This is a genomic window from Chryseobacterium joostei, from assembly GCF_003815775.1.
Lineage (GTDB): Bacteria > Bacteroidota > Bacteroidia > Flavobacteriales > Weeksellaceae > Chryseobacterium > Chryseobacterium joostei.
Window position 1 is genome coordinate 2,395,133 of record NZ_CP033926.1, and the last position, 15,409, is coordinate 2,410,541.

Here is a 15,409-nt window from a genome sequence, read left to right on the forward strand (position 1 = left end):
AGATTGACATTTATCAATTTTTAGAACTAAATTTGAACAAGTTTTTAATTTAAAATTGATACAAAATATATCCATTCATTAAAATATGAATTTCGATCGCCTTAAAGAAAAGCTTGAAATCCTTGCTGATGCTGCGAAATATGATGTTTCCTGTTCGTCCAGCGGAGGAACAAGAAAAAATAAAAAAGGTGCTTTAGGAGATAGCTCCGTAAGCGGAATTTGTCATACTTATACAGAAGACGGAAGATGTGTTTCCTTACTAAAGATTTTATTGACCAATCACTGTATCTATGATTGTGCATACTGTGTATCCCGAAGTTCAAATGATATTAAAAGGGCAGCATTTACAGTAGAAGAAGTTGTAGACTTAACGATTAATTTTTATCGTAGAAATTATATTGAAGGGTTATTTCTAAGCTCCGGAATCTTCAAAAATGCCGATACTACCATGGAACGGCTTGTGAGGGTTGCCAAAAAACTTCGTTTGGAAGAAAATTTCAATGGGTATATTCACCTGAAATCTATTCCGGGAGCGAGTGACGATCTCATGCAGGAAGCGGCATTATATGCAGACAGACTATCCGTCAATCTTGAAATTCCTACAGAAAGTGGATTAAAGCTTTTGGCTCCGGAAAAAAACAGGCAGGACATGATCAGCCCTATGAGATACATTCAAAAAGGGATTATCCAATATCAGGATGAGAAAAAGATTTTAAAGAAAGTCCCTAAGTTCGCACCAGCAGGACAATCTACTCAGATGATTGTGGGTGCTACTCAGGAAAACGACTTGCAAATCATTAAGGTTGCTGATCATTTTTACAAAAACTTTAATCTTAAAAGAGTTTATTATTCAGGATATGTTCCTGTTTTGGAGGATAAAAGACTTCCATCTTTAACTACGGAGGTGCCGATGCTTCGTGAAAACAGGTTGTACCAGTCGGATTGGCTGATGAGATTTTACGGATTTAAGGCCGAAGAAATTTTGGATCCCAATATTCCATTTCTTGATCTGGAGGTTGATCCTAAATTAAGCTGGGCACTTCGGCATTTGGATCAATTTCCTGTGAATATTCAGACCGCGGATTATCAGATGATTTTAAGGATTCCCGGAATTGGGGTAAAATCAGCACAAAAAATAGTAAGCGCAAGACGTTTTCAGATTTTAAATATGGACCACCTGAAAAAGTTAGGAACAGCCGTAAACCGGGCAAAATATTTTATTGACTTTAATACAGGGAACGCCTATTTGAAATATTTAACGGATAAAAACTTCAGAAAGTTATTAGTAGGTGGAAGCTCTTCTAAATTTCACAATCAGTTTTCACAGCAATTAAGTTTATTTTAAAGATGAGCACAAAAAAAACTATACATTCTGGTGAGCAATGGAAGAGAGAAATTGAAAAAGAAGCTATCAAGTTTTCTCAACCTCTAATGTCTAATTCAAAATGGGTAAGACTAATTGATACATTAGTTGATAACAATGAAACTGTTCAAAAAATTTTCTTTAAAAAGATTCAGCATGAGAATATGGGAGAATTATACATAGCAGACAACCCCTCTTATGGATTTGAATACTGGCATGCAGGATTCGAGCTCAATAATTCTTTTGGAGAACCTCTACAATTCAATGAAATAGAATTTCTTTCTTTCCCTAGAGTTATTAATTCAAGTTCCTATCAGGATCTAGAAAAGATTTCCATAATTATACAAAACATTGGTAAGTTTTGTTTGGAATCAGACGAAAATGAATTGAAATTAATCTGCTACAGAAAATAGCAAAGCAACAAAATTGTTACTCTTTCAAATCAAACTATGACAACCCTACTCTACGACGGAAGTTTTGATGGTCTTTTTACTGCGATATTTGAAATTTTTGAATACCGTTATCAGGATGTGGAAATTGTAAGTAGGGAAAGATTTCATCAGGAAAATATTTTTGCTGAGATCCACGAAGTAATTACTCAAAACAATAAATCTGAACGGGTCTTAAATAAACTAGAGCAAAATCTTGGAAAACAAGGCATTCATAAGCTTTTAAAAGTTTTTTTATCGGAAGATCCTGAACTAGAAAAAATAATTCTATCCGCAGTAAGGCAATCTATAAAACAACCCACAGAAAATATTCTGGAAAACTTTGCAGATTCAGATATTATGATGATCTCAAAGATCTGCAAGTCGGTGAGTAGAGAAAGCCACCGAATGACCGCTTTCGTACGTTTTGAAAAAATGCAGGACCATGTTTTTTTCTCAAAAATTGATCCGGACTTCAATGTTCTTCCCTTGATCAGAAAGCATTTTAAAGATCGATATCAGGATCAGAAATGGATGATTTATGATTTGCGCAGAAACTACGGAATCTTGTATGATCTGGAAAATTGCGATTTCTTTTATCCTGAAGATAAATTAGACTTAAATAGATATGAGGATAAATTCCATGATGATGAGAAAAATTACCAAAGGCTGTGGCAGAGATATTTTACAAAGACCAACATTGTGGAACGAAAGAATTTGAAATTGCATATCCAGCATGTTCCCAAGAGATATTGGAAGTATTTGACAGAGAAATGGTGACAAATCAATTTGAGTTTTATATTTTTTCGCCAATTTTTTACTTCTTAGAGATGATATTAAAATTCTTTCTTCATCTATTTTGTAAAATTTCTGATGCGTATGCTTTAATCCATATTTCCATATTGTGGATAACTTTTTTCCAACAAAAATCAGACTAATTCTCACAAATGCCCTTTACAAGGATACTTTATAACTTACTAAATATATGATAGATATAGGAGTCATTAATCTACAATTCCATATTGTGGATAACTTTTTAGTGAAAAAATTGAATTGATTTTCACAAATATTTTCTTTTTAAAGCTTTAATAAATCTCATTTGCAGAAAAAAATTAAAGTCATATTTATCATGATAAAATTCTTGAAGTCTCAGCGGGTTGATTTAATCCATATTTTCATATTGTGGATAACTTTTTTCCTTAAAAATTAGACTAATTCTCACAAATGCCCTTTACAAGGATACTTTATAACTTACTAATTTTATGAAAGATATAATAAGAATTAATCTACAATCCCATATTGTGGATAACTTTTTAATGTAAAAATTGACCCTATTTTCACAGATACCTTCTTTTTAAAGCTTTAATACATATTATTTACACACGAAAAATTAAAATCATACTTATCACGATGAATTTTGTAGAATCTATGGAAGAACTTTAATCCATATTTCCATATTGTGGATAACTTTTCTCACCTGAAAATTAGACTAATTTCAGCAAAACCCCTTTACACAGAGATTCTATAACTCATTATATTTGTGAAAGATATAGGAATTATTAATCTACAATCCCATATTGTGGATAACTTTTTAGTCTAGAAATTGACCAGATTTCTCGGTTATTTCCTTTTTAAAAATTTAATAAATTCTGTCTAAAGAAGAAAAACAGAAGTCATATTTACCAAAGTGAAATCACAAAAATCTAAAGAGAAGATTTCAAGTGTTTTTTTTGAGTTTGTGGATAACTTTTATTTACGAATGGTACGGAGCGCTTTTTTGACAATATAATTGGTTTCTTTTGTATTGCTTTCTTTAAGCCATTCATCACAGGTTTCTATCACGAATTCCGGTTGTGACTTACTTGCATCATTGAGCCAGTTTCCCACACTATCCTGTACATATCTTGAGGAGTCTGATTTCAAGGGTTCTAAAATTTCCAATGCTAATCCTGGGTTTTGCTTTAATTCCAGGATATGTTCGCACCATACTCCTCTCGGTCTGGTAGATTCACTTGAGAAACGTCTGATATTTTCGTCATCATGTTGAGTCCATTCTGATAAAATTAACAGACTTTCTGTAAGATTCTTTGAAATGTCCGGACGTACCGTCATCCAACTGATTTCCCTTACCCCAAAATGATGATCAGAAGCAAAACGCTGTATTCGTTCCAGTTTTTCCTTTATGTTAAAAGCATGATTTCTTCCCACCGTGTAAGCAGCCCAGCATCGTACTAAATCTGCCTGATGAGTTGATAAGCTGGAGATAAACTCTTCATCCTTATTTTTGAGTGCAAATTCCAGAATTCCAAGTCCAATGGCTTCATTGACTGTATTAACTGTCTGCTTTTTCAACTGCTCTACCTTTTTTATAATAGGTTTTAAATATTCTGTCCGATTATTCTGTTGCAATAAATTTTCGAGCAAGAGCTTTTGATTTACCGCCAGCCATTCTGTAAGATTAACTGTTTCAAGCTCACCTTTATTTAATTGTATCAAAATATCACTGGGAATATCCTTGATGGAGCGTGCTCCTTTTTTCTTTTCTGTCATAGCGCTTCTATTAATTCTTCTACATTTACTCTGCTCATGTAATTTACATCTAAAAATTTATAGGTAACTATTCTATTTTCATCAATCACAAAAACAGCTGGAACCGGTAATTTGTTATCGTTATTTTTATTATAATCTGAAAGATGAATGCCCAAAGCTTGATAATATGGAAGTACAAAATCTTGTAATTGAAAGACAATCCCCAGTTTTTCAGCAAAAGCATTATCCGTATCCGTCAATATTTCAAACTCAAGATTATTTTTTTCAGCCAAGACAAGAGAATGCTCCGGACTTTGTGGCGAAATAGCCAGCAGAACTGCATTTTTATCTTTTATTCTTGAAAGATTATCCTGCAAAAATTTTAATTCCAAATTGCAGTAAGGACACCAGCTTCCTCTGTAAAAGGCCAAAATAATTTTTCCATTCTTAGAAACTTCAACAGAATTTATTATTTCACCTTGTGTATTTGGCAGGGAAAATTCTGGTATTTCTTCACCAATCTGAATACTATTTTCTTGCATCTTCTTACTTTTTAAATCTTCAATAGATTCTGCAAATGCTTCTACTATTTCCTGTGGAAGTTGTGATGAAAGTTCTCTATTTAATTGCTCTATCTGCATGGACAAGGTAGTATTCATTATTTTTTAATTTATTATTTTTACAAAGGTCTAAAAGCCTTTAGAAATAGGCAATAACGCATATTTTTAACCCATAGGGATAAAAAAGTCAATTTTATGGAAACAAAGGAAAGAGCTGAAGAAAATAAAATCTGTCCACTGGAAGTTGCCGTTAATACCATCAGTGGAAAATGGAAAATCCCCATCGTCTGGCAGATCAATGAGGGAAAGAAACGACCAAGTGAATTTTTACGTGGGATTGCCAAGGTCGACAGAAGAGTGCTTAATCAGCAACTAACCGAAATGGTGGAAGATGGTATTCTTACCAAGCAATCCTTTAATGAACTTCCTCCCAGGGTTGAATATACTCTTACGGAACTGGGTGAAAAACTCGTTGTCATTCTTTGGCAGTTGAATGATTGGGGAAAATTGTTGATTCCGGAAGAAGAACTTAGTAAATAATTTCACCCCTGCAGATTGAGTTAATTTTTAATTGTAAAATTTCATCTTAAAAAAATACATTTCCTATCATACATAATAAAAAAAATCTCATATTTGTAATTGAATCAAATGTATATGAAAAAAATTATTTCCGGAATGGTTATAGCCATTGTTCTATCAGGCTGTGTCAATGACAAGACTTCATCTGGCCATAATTCTCAGGAAACAAAAGATCTCCATCAGGAAAGTTCAGTACCAATCAATAAGGATAAAAATACCATCAGAGAAAGATTTTCACCACCTAAAGATTATGAATGGGTAGATGAAAAATCTGATTCATTCGGATATTTTATTGAAAATTTTAAGCTGAAACCTTATGGAAGTCAAATCTTAAAATATGATGGTTCTCCTATTGCCACACAACATCTTCACGAAGCTATTTTTGATATTGATACAGGAAATAAAGATTTGCAGCAATGCGCTGATGCTGTTATCCGTTTTAGAGCTGAATATTTATATAAGATGAAGAGGTTTGATGAAATTAAGTTTCACTTTACGAGTGGTGACCTCCTCAGCTGGAATGACTATAAAAATGGGACAAGAGCCATTGTTAACGGAAATTCTGTAAGCTTCAGAAAAATGTCCGCATTTGATGATTCTTATCAGGGTTTCAGAAATTATCTGGATCTGATCTTTAATTATGCGGGAACTATTTCTCTTAACAAGGAAACTAAGCCGGTAACTCAAAATTCAGATTTAAAAACAGGAGATATTCTGATTACACCCGGAAGTCCCGGTCATATAGTCTTCATTGCAGGGGTATCTAAAAATAAAGAAGGAAAAAAAGTATATTTATTAGGTGAAGGATTTACTCCGGCTCAGTCTATTCATTTGCTTTCCAACCCTTTCAATAAAAATATTTCGCCATGGTATGACCTTGACATCAATGAACAGGAAACCAAAACGGCGCGGTATATTTTCAAACCGACAAACTTCAGAAGCTTTTAATTATTTATATTCAAAACTATTGGAAAGTTACTACGATAATCTGAACTTGTTTTTGTAAATTTGTGTTCGAAATTTTTTACTAGATGAAAGAGAGTGCTGTAAAAAAGATTGCAGTTCTTACTTCGGGAGGAGATTCTCCGGGTATGAATGCTGCATTAAGAGCGGTGGTAAGAACCGCCAATTACTATAATATTGAATGTTACGGAGTAAGGGAAGGCTACAATGGCCTTATCAGCAATGATTTCCTTAAAATGGGAGCCCGTTCTGTAAAAAACATAATCAACCAAGGTGGAACCATTCTAAAGTCTGCCAGATCCGCTGAATTCAGAACCAAGGAAGGCCGTCAGAAAGCTTATGATAACTGCGTAAAGTTTGGTATCGATGGATTGGTATGTATTGGTGGAGACGGAACTTTCACCGGAGCAAAGATCTTCAGTGAAGAATTTGGAATCAGGGTTATCGGTATTCCGGGAACAATCGACAATGATATTTTCGGAACGGATAACACCATAGGATATGATACCGCGTTGAATACTGCTATGGAAGCTATTGACAAAATCCGTGATACGGCCACTTCCCACAACAGAGTTTTCTTTGTAGAGGTGATGGGTCGTGATGCAGGGTTTATTGCTTTAAACAGCGGATTGGCAACAGGTGCCCTGGACATCCTTATTCCTGAAAAGAAAGACAGCTTACAGGATCTTTTCTCTAACTTCAGAAAGGCTGAGAAAACCGGAAAAGCTTCCAGTATCGTAGTCGTGGCAGAAGGAGAAAAACTGGGCAGTATTTATGATATTGCCAACAGTACAAAAGAAGAGTTTCCACAATACGACATTCGTATTGCTGTATTAGGGCATATCCAAAGAGGAGGTTCTCCTAGTTGTGCAGACAGAGTATTGGCAAGCAGACTTGGGTATGGTGCAGTAGTAGGATTAATGGATGGGCAAACCAATGTAATGGCAGGAATGCGTTCCAACGATGTGGTATATACGCCTATTGAAGAAGCCATTAAAAAACATAATGAAATCAACAAGGATCTAATGTTGATTTCAGAAATTTTAGCAATCTAATTATTTTTATAAATCTAATAAAAACAAACTATTATGTCAACAATTAAAGTAGGTATCAACGGTTTTGGTAGAATTGGACGTCTTGTTTTCAGAGCAATGACTGAAAGAGACAACATTGAAGTTGTAGGAATCAATGACCTAATCAATGCAGAATACATGGCTTACATGTTAAAATATGACTCTGTACACGGTGTTTTCCCAGGTGAAGTTTCTGTAGAAGGAAATGATCTTGTAGTAAACGGAAAAAAAATCAGAGTAACTGCTGAAAAAGATCCTAACAACCTAAAGTGGAACGAAATTGGTGCTGATTATATCGTAGAATCTACAGGTCTTTTCTTATCTAAAGATTCTGCTCAAGCTCACATTAATGCAGGTGCTAAGAAAGTAATCCTTTCTGCTCCTTCTAAAGATGATACTCCAATGTTTGTAATGGGTGTAAACCACAAGGAACTTACTGATGATATCAAAATTTTATCAAACGCTTCTTGTACTACCAACTGTTTAGCTCCTTTAGCTAAAGTTATCCACGATAAATTTGGAATCGTAGAAGGTTTAATGACAACTGTACACGCTACAACAGCTACTCAAAAAACTGTTGACGGTCCTTCAATGAAAGACTGGAGAGGTGGTAGAGCTGCTCTAAACAACATCATCCCTTCTTCTACAGGTGCTGCTAAAGCAGTAGGAAAAGTAATTCCTTCATTAAACGGTAAATTAACAGGTATGTCTTTCAGAGTACCTACTGTAGACGTTTCTGTAGTTGACCTTACTGTAAGATTAGAAAAAGCTACTTCTTACGATGAGATCTGTGCTGCTATTAAAGAAGCTTCTGAAGGTGAGTTGAAAGGTATCCTAGGATATACTGAAGATGCAGTAGTATCTCAGGACTTTGTAGGAGATAAGAGAACTTCTATCTTCGATAAAGATGCTGGTATCATGCTTTCTCCTAACTTCGTGAAACTTGTTTCTTGGTATGACAACGAAATGGGTTACTCTAACAAGTTAGTTGATATGCTTGTACACGCTGCTTCTTTATAATAAGTAATGAGCGATAAGCAATAAGTAATATAAAACCTTCCCGATGGGAAGGTTTTTTTATTTAGTTTTTTTTATTAGCTATCGTAGGTTTTTTATTAATGCTCTAGCATCTCTTGTAAGACTATATGTTAAAGATGCGAATACACCAACTTTATATTTATCTCTTGAATAAGAAGTTAAGTCATCAGTAGCTGGTACTTGAAGACCATCGTAGCCATCTTTTAGTTCTCTAATATTTTTTAATGATGCACCTATCGTAAGAAATATCCTCTCTTTCTTTCCCATCAGCATAGTTGGTCCTACGAAAAAGTTTGATATTTGTACTTTCCCTCCTACAACATCCATCCCCATTCCTGCACTTCCTCCATAAGCAATATAACCAGTTCTTCTATAACTCATAGTAACCATCCCAATAAGTGATGATGAAACAAATTTCTTTTCATAGGTAGTAAGTTTGTTATCAATACCTATTTCATAACGGGAAATATTGCCATAATAAGCAGCAGCCAAACCTAAACTAAAATCTACACGCGTTCCTCCATAAATGGCTTGCCTATATGTAAAGTTTCTATGTTTATAATTTTTTTCAGACTTTGTCTTATCTCGGGGTTCAATATTAATTTTAAACTGTATCATATCATTTTCTGGTTGGAAAGGATCAGACTCTACGGTATAGTTCTCCAAATTATCCAATTGAGTTGTTGCTAAAAACGCTTGTTTTATAACTTCATCAGAATGATATTTTACAAACCATATATTAAGTTGATCAGCCTTTTCTTTTTGAAATTTTGGGTAAGAAAGAATTTTATCTATTCCACTTTTTTCCATAATCAGATCTAAATTATTCATTGTTAATAATTTAACATAAGAATCATTCAATTCTGAATAACTTTTCTTATACTCATCAATTTGTGTTATTCCATCAAGTAGTTTTTTTGAGCTTGATTGTATTTGTTCTCTATATTTTGTTACATACTGCAACGAATCAAGGTCAGATATATCTGCAATTGCACTCACCTTTTTAGTAATACGTAATAATTCAAAAACATACCGACAATCATCAATAAACTTGCCTTGTTTTTTATTGAAATCATCTAACAAAAACTGATATTCCTTAGTTTTATCATTAATAATAATATCATTGGCTTTTATTTTCTCACTATTATCACTAATTTTTTTCTTACTCTGATTATATGAAGTAATTAATTTAGCTAAAGTATCTACTGAAATAGTATCATTAATTTTCTTTTGCCCTAAAATATTTTCAGTTATTTTCTTGCTATCATTATATAATATATCAATACCTAAAGATGATATATCAATACCTAAGGAGCTCAGTTTACTTAAGATTGTTATTATATTATCTTTAGCTTTTTGGTTTTCTTTGCTCAATAATTGGTTTTGAACAATTGCAGAAATTGCTTTTACATTCTCTTTTTTCTCATCAGAGTTACCTTTCAAATCTTTATCCATTATTATATCGGTCTGCTTGGGAGAATTTTTGCTCGATTCAGTCTGTTCTTGCGAAAGCTTATCTTCACCATTTTGTAATTCTTTCTTAGTCAGAAAATCAATAAAATCTTTATCAAACTTGGATTCACCCACTATAGAATCTTTTGGAGTAACAGTGATTTTATATACAAATGGATTTACATTTTTGATTTTGAAAATAACCGGCGTATGTACTTTTATTTTGTGAATATCTTTCAAATAATCCCCTGCTTTGAAATCATAGATGATATGCTGTGCTGAAGAAATATAAATTCCAGATGTTTTTTCTTTTGTATCCAAATTGTTATTCTTTTTCTTTTGTCCAAAAAATAAAATCGGACATATAAAGAGAAGTAGAAAATAAGCTTTTGTTTTCATGATTATTTGTTTTCAGGTTAAAGTTTTTTTTGATTGAAATAAAGAATAGAAAGCCGCAACCATAAAACAAACAGTTTAGAAATTGAGCTTCCATGGTCATTAGTTTCATATAAAGCTACAATAGTTTTGGGCCAAATGAAATACCACAAAAGGGGGATTTTTTAACATAATTTTATTAATTTTATGAAAACATTAACCATGGATAAGAAATTTATAACCCAGGCAAAAAAGCCGCATCCTCTCACTAAAGTCTGGAATAATTATCCGGAACTGCTTCAGAATGAGAAAACAATGCTATCCGTTCCCTCCGTTGAGCGCATTATTGGGGAGGTTTTTGCTCCTGGAAAGTTTTATCATTATGTGATCAACTTTGCAGACAGTACTATTTACAACCATCATGAAGATATTCTGAAAATACATGGATTAAGCAAATATCCTGTACACCTCAAGGAAATCATAGACCTCATCCATCCCGATGATCTTGAATTTGTGATGGAAGCCGAAAGAATGTGCATGGATAAAATGAAGGAAATAGGAGCCAATGACTATCTCCACGAGCTGAAATTCAGCTATTGTTTTCGGATGAAAACCTCTAAAGGAAACTATGAGCTTTTTCATCATCAATCCCTGCATACATTTAAAGATGAGTATGGAAAAGCTTTGCAGGCAATAAACATCCATACTAACATTGAACATATCACCCATCAAAACTCCTACACCGTTTTGATTTCCGGAATCAACGGGCGGGAAGACTTTCATCAGATGCAGTGGTTGAAACACGATAAGGTTTCCCAAACTGCGCTCTTCACATTTACCAAAAGAGAAGTTGAAATTATAACCTACATTGCAAAAGGATATTCAGCCGGAAAAGTTTCCGATTTTTTGAATATTTCAGAAGAAACGGTACGTACACACAGAAAAAATATTTTAAGGAAATCTAGCTGCAAAAACTGTTCAGAACTTATAAAAATGGCCTTTGAATGGGGATATTTATAATACTCATTTTTAAAACTGATAAATCTCACCAGAGTATTTCGGTGTAAAACTTGTATTTTTATCTGTAAAGGAATGAACAATGATACAACCTCGGTTTAAAGATTCTCCCCATTTTAGAAATTTTTGGGAAAACGGGAACGGGAAACAACTGATTGAATTTTCCGGAGCTCAAGTGAGTTTTCGGGATTTTGAAAAGTATGCTCCTTTCTTTTATCATGTGGATGAAACCGGTGATGAAGTTGTAAAAGATGTTTATTTTACGAAAAAATTCCATGAAGCTTCAAGGGAAATTGAACATTATGTCCGCAACGGGGTTTCTGAAAATGATTTCGTTCCTGAAAGTGTCAAAAAACTTTTTGCCCAAACACAGGAAGTTCCAAACTGGCTTGATTATAATTTATTAAAAAGCGGTGCGGAGCTCTGCATGAGAAGCAATCTGGATTCCTTAATCTCCCTGAGGGATTACTGTTTAATAGGAGGCTATGACTACGCCTATCTCAACAAACCACTTATTGTTACCGAAGCCTTAAAAAAAGGAGCTGTAAAGCGTCTTTCCGAAACATTGGATTTTTGGGTAAATGCCACTCGCTATGATGCCTTGGAAATTCATGCAAAGGGATATGAATTTGCCATAAAAACCCGTTTGATCCATTCCTACGCAAGACTTTCCATTAAAAAGCATTATAAGGATTGGGATACAGAAAACTGGGGCGAGCCTATCAATTCATGGGATATGATGGCAACCTATATTGGTTTCAGTCTTGTTTTTCTCCACAGTCTTCAGAAATTAGGAAACACTTTCTCTGTTGAAGAAGAACAGGGAATTTTCCATCTATGGAAATATGTGGGATACTTACTTGGAATTCCCGAACAACTGCTGCCCGATGATAAAAAGCAGGCTACAGAATATTTTTATTTATGGACTTCACTCCAGCCACCATCTGATAAAGATTCTGTTCTTTTGGCCCATTCTTTACTGAATGAATCATTGGAAAACCCTATTTTAAAATTTGAATTTCAAAGGAAAAATCTGAGATATCTGCATATATGCTGTACTTGGTTTTTATTGGATGATGAAGTGTGTAAAAGATTACAAATTCCGGAGGTTTCCTACAGAAAATTATTTCCGAAATCAAAAATACTTTTCAATAAAATTTACGACAGTCTTGTGAGCCGTGACTCAAGGATTAAAAGAGGAAATAAAGACCAAATGCAAGTATTGAAAGATTATCTGAACATTACACAGAATTCAAATTTTTATTAAAATATCCTCTTTATTTCAGAAAAATTACATTTTCAAAAAGAATACTGCATCTGCTTCGTTATGAATAACATCAGCTATTAAAAATTATCATTTTTTAACTTTAAAAACCTGTTTCAGGGATAAATAATATTAGTTTTTGATATTTAAATTATGTATTTTTGAGAAATTATTTTAATAGAGATGAGTAACATTGATGATAAGAAAAAAGCACTCGCATTAGTGCTTGACAAGCTAGATAAAACATACGGAAAGGGAACGGTAATGACTTTGGGTGATGATGCTGTAGACACTACCATAGAAGTAATCCCATCCGGATCTTTAGGACTAGACATTGCATTAGGTATAGGTGGATATCCAAGAGGTAGAATCATTGAAATATATGGTCCTGAATCTTCAGGTAAAACAACATTAACTCTTCACGCTATTGCTGAAGCTCAAAAAGCTGGTGGTATTGCCGCTTTCATTGATGCTGAGCATGCTTTTGACAGAACATACGCTTCAAAACTGGGAATTGATTTAGAAAACCTTATCATTTCTCAACCGGACAACGGTGAGCAGGCTTTAGAAATTGCGGATAACCTTATTCGTTCCGGAGCTATTGATATTGTAGTTATTGACTCTGTAGCTGCTCTTACTCCAAAAGCAGAGATTGAAGGAGAAATGGGAGATTCAAAAATGGGTCTTCATGCAAGATTGATGTCTCAGGCATTAAGAAAACTAACAGCTACTATTTCAAGAACGAAGTGTACCGTAATTTTCATTAACCAGCTAAGAGAAAAAATCGGTGTAATGTTCGGTAACCCTGAAACGACTACCGGTGGTAATGCTCTTAAATTCTATGCGTCTGTAAGAATTGATATCAGAAAGGCAAGTGCACCAATCAAACAAGGTGATGAAGCTATCGGAAGCCGTGTGAAAGTGAAGATTGTGAAAAATAAAGTAGCACCTCCATTCAAGCAGGCAGAATTTGATATCATGTACGGAGAAGGAGTTTCCAAAGTTGGAGAAATCCTTGATGCTGCTGTAGATATGGGAATTGTGAAGAAAAGCGGATCTTGGTTCAGTTATGAAGAAAGCAAACTAGGACAAGGACGTGATGCAGTAAAAGATGTTTTAAAAGATAACCCTGAACTTTCCGAGGAATTGGAAAACAAAATCAAGGAAGAATTGAAAAACAAATAATTCATAAAAAAAACGGTCTGAATATTCAGACCGTTTTTATTTTATATGCTTTTCATTATTCTGCAATCTTACCCTGCAACTGTAAAAGTCCAGCGACTTTCATTCCCTTTGTTAAGGTTTCAAATCTCATATTATCTTTATGGACAAAAACATCAATGGTGAAGAAATCATCCATTTCTTCATGGGTGATTAACTTTAGCTTTACGATGTAACCCTGTACGCTTCCATCTTCAAACAATACAGTTTCCTTGAAATCAATAACCTTCCCAATAAAATCAAAGCATGCATAATTAGGAAGATCTTTACTTGGCATATAAGTAGTGAACTCTTCACTCATTTTGGTTCCGTCAGGTAAATCAAAATCTTTATGAACATCCAGTACAAAGGCAATTCCACTAAGATTAATATGTAAGTGAGGCTGCACTAAATATTGATCTCTTTTCTCTGCATAATCTGTAGCAAAGAACCAAACGCCGAAGGTATCTCTTGCAGGACCCGCTACAATAGCCTCTTCATTAGAAGCGTTCTCTAGTTCACTGATAACTTTAGTTTCAAAATCCAATGAAAAATCAGTCTTAATTTCCGGATAAATTGTACCAAATTCTTCATTAAAAAGAGTCTTGAATTTCACATCCGCAAACTCCATTTTGCTTGCTTTATTATTTTCAAAATCCGGCTCATTAGCCTTACCTTCCTTTAAAAGAGCAATCAGATGATCAGCATAAGAAGGATTATTCTGAAAGTTATCATGTCCAAAAATACCGCTCCAGGTATTGATAAGGCTAGGCACATTAGATTTCCTTACTTTGATACCAGCTTCGTTAGTGATTTCAGGTGCTTTGATAGGCTCCATATTGGTAAAATAATTTTTACCCTCAACTAGCTGAGTATTCATAATATCATTATTTTCTTCATGAGAAAACTCTACGATTCCTTTATAGGTAATGTTATCATTCTCGAAAACATAAGGTAATGCTATCTTGTCCTGATTTTCACCCTTAAAATGATAAGCCATTGTGATAGCTTTAAATTCATTCTCTCTTGTTGCCAGGCTATGATTACCATCATTGTCAAATTGTGAATGGTATAAAATCATATAAGACTTGATTTTACCCTCTTCAAGTTCACTTTCAAACTTCTTTTCCATTCTTTCAATCACTTCCTCAGCGGAAAGAGTATACCCTTCCTCTGTCACCATGTAGGCAAACCCTTCTACTTCTCCATTTTCTTTTTCAAATGCAGAAATAGGGGCAAGATCACCTCTAAGCTGAAGCGCGATGGAATACATAATGTAGTCGTTATAAATCCTGATTTTTTCGTACTGCTCACTTATTTTCACCTCTTCTATCGGCTGTGCTGGAACTTCCGGTATGGTTTCTACCACTTCCTCTACTCTCTTTTCAACCGCTTTTTCCTCTGGCATTTCATTATATTGAACCGGAGTACTCACATTTTCCTGTCTGTTGTTCTTTTTCTTAAAAAAATCAAAGATTCCCATATTGTTATTATAATTGGGGGTAAATATAATAAAAGCGATGAATTTGCCCATCATAAAAAAAATGCCATTCTGTCAGTTTCATCGC

At 34.1% G+C, this 15,409-nt stretch carries 14 protein-coding genes; 10 read left to right on the plus strand and 4 right to left on the minus strand.

Annotated elements, in window-relative coordinates; translation table 11 throughout:
- Positions 1-85 precede the first annotated feature (85 nt).
- Genes EG359_RS10940 through EG359_RS10950 form a run of 3 tightly spaced genes read left to right on the plus strand, consistent with a single transcriptional unit; the run spans position 86 to position 2,571 of the window.
- Positions 86-1,345, plus strand: coding sequence for a putative DNA modification/repair radical SAM protein (locus EG359_RS10940; protein WP_076354608.1), 1,260 nt, complete (start codon positions 86-88; stop codon positions 1,343-1,345).
- A 2-nt stretch (positions 1,346-1,347) separates the two neighbouring features.
- The gene (locus EG359_RS10945; protein ID WP_076354610.1) at positions 1,348-1,776 is read left to right on the plus strand and encodes a hypothetical protein; all 429 of its coding nucleotides are present in this window, start codon (positions 1,348-1,350) and stop codon (positions 1,774-1,776) included.
- 36 nt (positions 1,777-1,812) lie between these two features.
- Entirely contained in the window at positions 1,813-2,571 is a 759-nt protein-coding gene (locus EG359_RS10950) for a TIGR03915 family putative DNA repair protein (protein WP_076354612.1), read from the plus strand.
- A gap of 969 nt (positions 2,572-3,540) precedes the next feature.
- Here the strand turns inward: EG359_RS10950 and EG359_RS10955 are convergent.
- Together EG359_RS10955 and EG359_RS10960 are read right to left on the minus strand one after the other, a co-directional pair.
- Positions 3,541-4,341 carry a DNA alkylation repair protein gene (locus tag EG359_RS10955; RefSeq protein ID WP_076354614.1) on the minus strand — a complete coding sequence of 267 codons (801 nt, stop codon included), beginning with the start codon at positions 4,339-4,341 and terminating at the stop codon, positions 3,541-3,543.
- The gene (locus EG359_RS10960; RefSeq protein ID WP_076354616.1) at positions 4,338-4,979 is read right to left on the minus strand and encodes a peroxiredoxin-like family protein; all 642 of its coding nucleotides are present in this window, start codon (positions 4,977-4,979) and stop codon (positions 4,338-4,340) included. The genes EG359_RS10955 and EG359_RS10960 overlap by 4 nt, the downstream gene beginning before the upstream one ends.
- A 96-nt stretch (positions 4,980-5,075) precedes the next feature.
- On the opposite strand from EG359_RS10960, the gene EG359_RS10965 reads away from it, so the two are divergent.
- The 4 genes from EG359_RS10965 to gap all read left to right on the plus strand — a co-directional run bounded on the left by EG359_RS10965 (position 5,076) and on the right by gap (position 8,515).
- Entirely contained in the window at positions 5,076-5,420 is a 345-nt protein-coding gene (locus EG359_RS10965) for a winged helix-turn-helix transcriptional regulator (protein ID WP_076354618.1), read from the plus strand.
- 114 nt (positions 5,421-5,534) lie between these two features.
- Positions 5,535-6,407 (plus strand): DUF4846 domain-containing protein, encoded by an 873-nt coding sequence (locus tag EG359_RS10970; protein ID WP_076354620.1) that lies wholly within the window; start codon positions 5,535-5,537, stop codon positions 6,405-6,407.
- Between the two features lie 83 nt (positions 6,408-6,490).
- Positions 6,491-7,477: a 6-phosphofructokinase gene (pfkA, locus tag EG359_RS10975; protein ID WP_076354621.1), complete on the plus strand. Its 987-nt coding sequence runs from the start codon at positions 6,491-6,493 to the stop codon at positions 7,475-7,477.
- 33 nt (positions 7,478-7,510) lie between these two features.
- The gene (gene gap / locus EG359_RS10980) at positions 7,511-8,515 is read left to right on the plus strand and encodes a type I glyceraldehyde-3-phosphate dehydrogenase (RefSeq protein ID WP_076354623.1); all 1,005 of its coding nucleotides are present in this window, start codon (positions 7,511-7,513) and stop codon (positions 8,513-8,515) included.
- Between the two features lie 78 nt (positions 8,516-8,593).
- Here gap and EG359_RS10985 read toward each other — a convergent pair whose 3' ends face one another.
- The gene (locus EG359_RS10985; protein ID WP_123867353.1) at positions 8,594-10,384 is read right to left on the minus strand and encodes a hypothetical protein; all 1,791 of its coding nucleotides are present in this window, start codon (positions 10,382-10,384) and stop codon (positions 8,594-8,596) included.
- A gap of 198 nt (positions 10,385-10,582) precedes the next feature.
- Between EG359_RS10985 and EG359_RS10990 the strand changes: the two genes are divergently transcribed.
- From EG359_RS10990 to recA, 3 genes are all read left to right on the plus strand, one after another.
- On the plus strand, positions 10,583-11,380 hold the full coding sequence (locus tag EG359_RS10990) for a helix-turn-helix transcriptional regulator (protein ID WP_076355256.1): 798 nt from the start codon (positions 10,583-10,585) through the stop codon (positions 11,378-11,380).
- 79 nt (positions 11,381-11,459) lie between these two features.
- Entirely contained in the window at positions 11,460-12,644 is a 1,185-nt protein-coding gene (locus EG359_RS10995) for an oxygenase MpaB family protein (protein ID WP_076354627.1), read from the plus strand.
- 180 nt (positions 12,645-12,824) lie between these two features.
- On the plus strand, positions 12,825-13,826 hold the full coding sequence (recA, locus tag EG359_RS11000) for a recombinase RecA (RefSeq protein ID WP_076354629.1): 1,002 nt from the start codon (positions 12,825-12,827) through the stop codon (positions 13,824-13,826).
- A 55-nt stretch (positions 13,827-13,881) separates the two neighbouring features.
- Here the strand turns inward: recA and EG359_RS11005 are convergent, their stop codons facing one another.
- On the minus strand, positions 13,882-15,378 hold the full coding sequence (locus EG359_RS11005; RefSeq protein WP_164463060.1) for a hypothetical protein: 1,497 nt from the start codon (positions 15,376-15,378) through the stop codon (positions 13,882-13,884).
- Positions 15,379-15,409 lie beyond the last annotated feature (31 nt).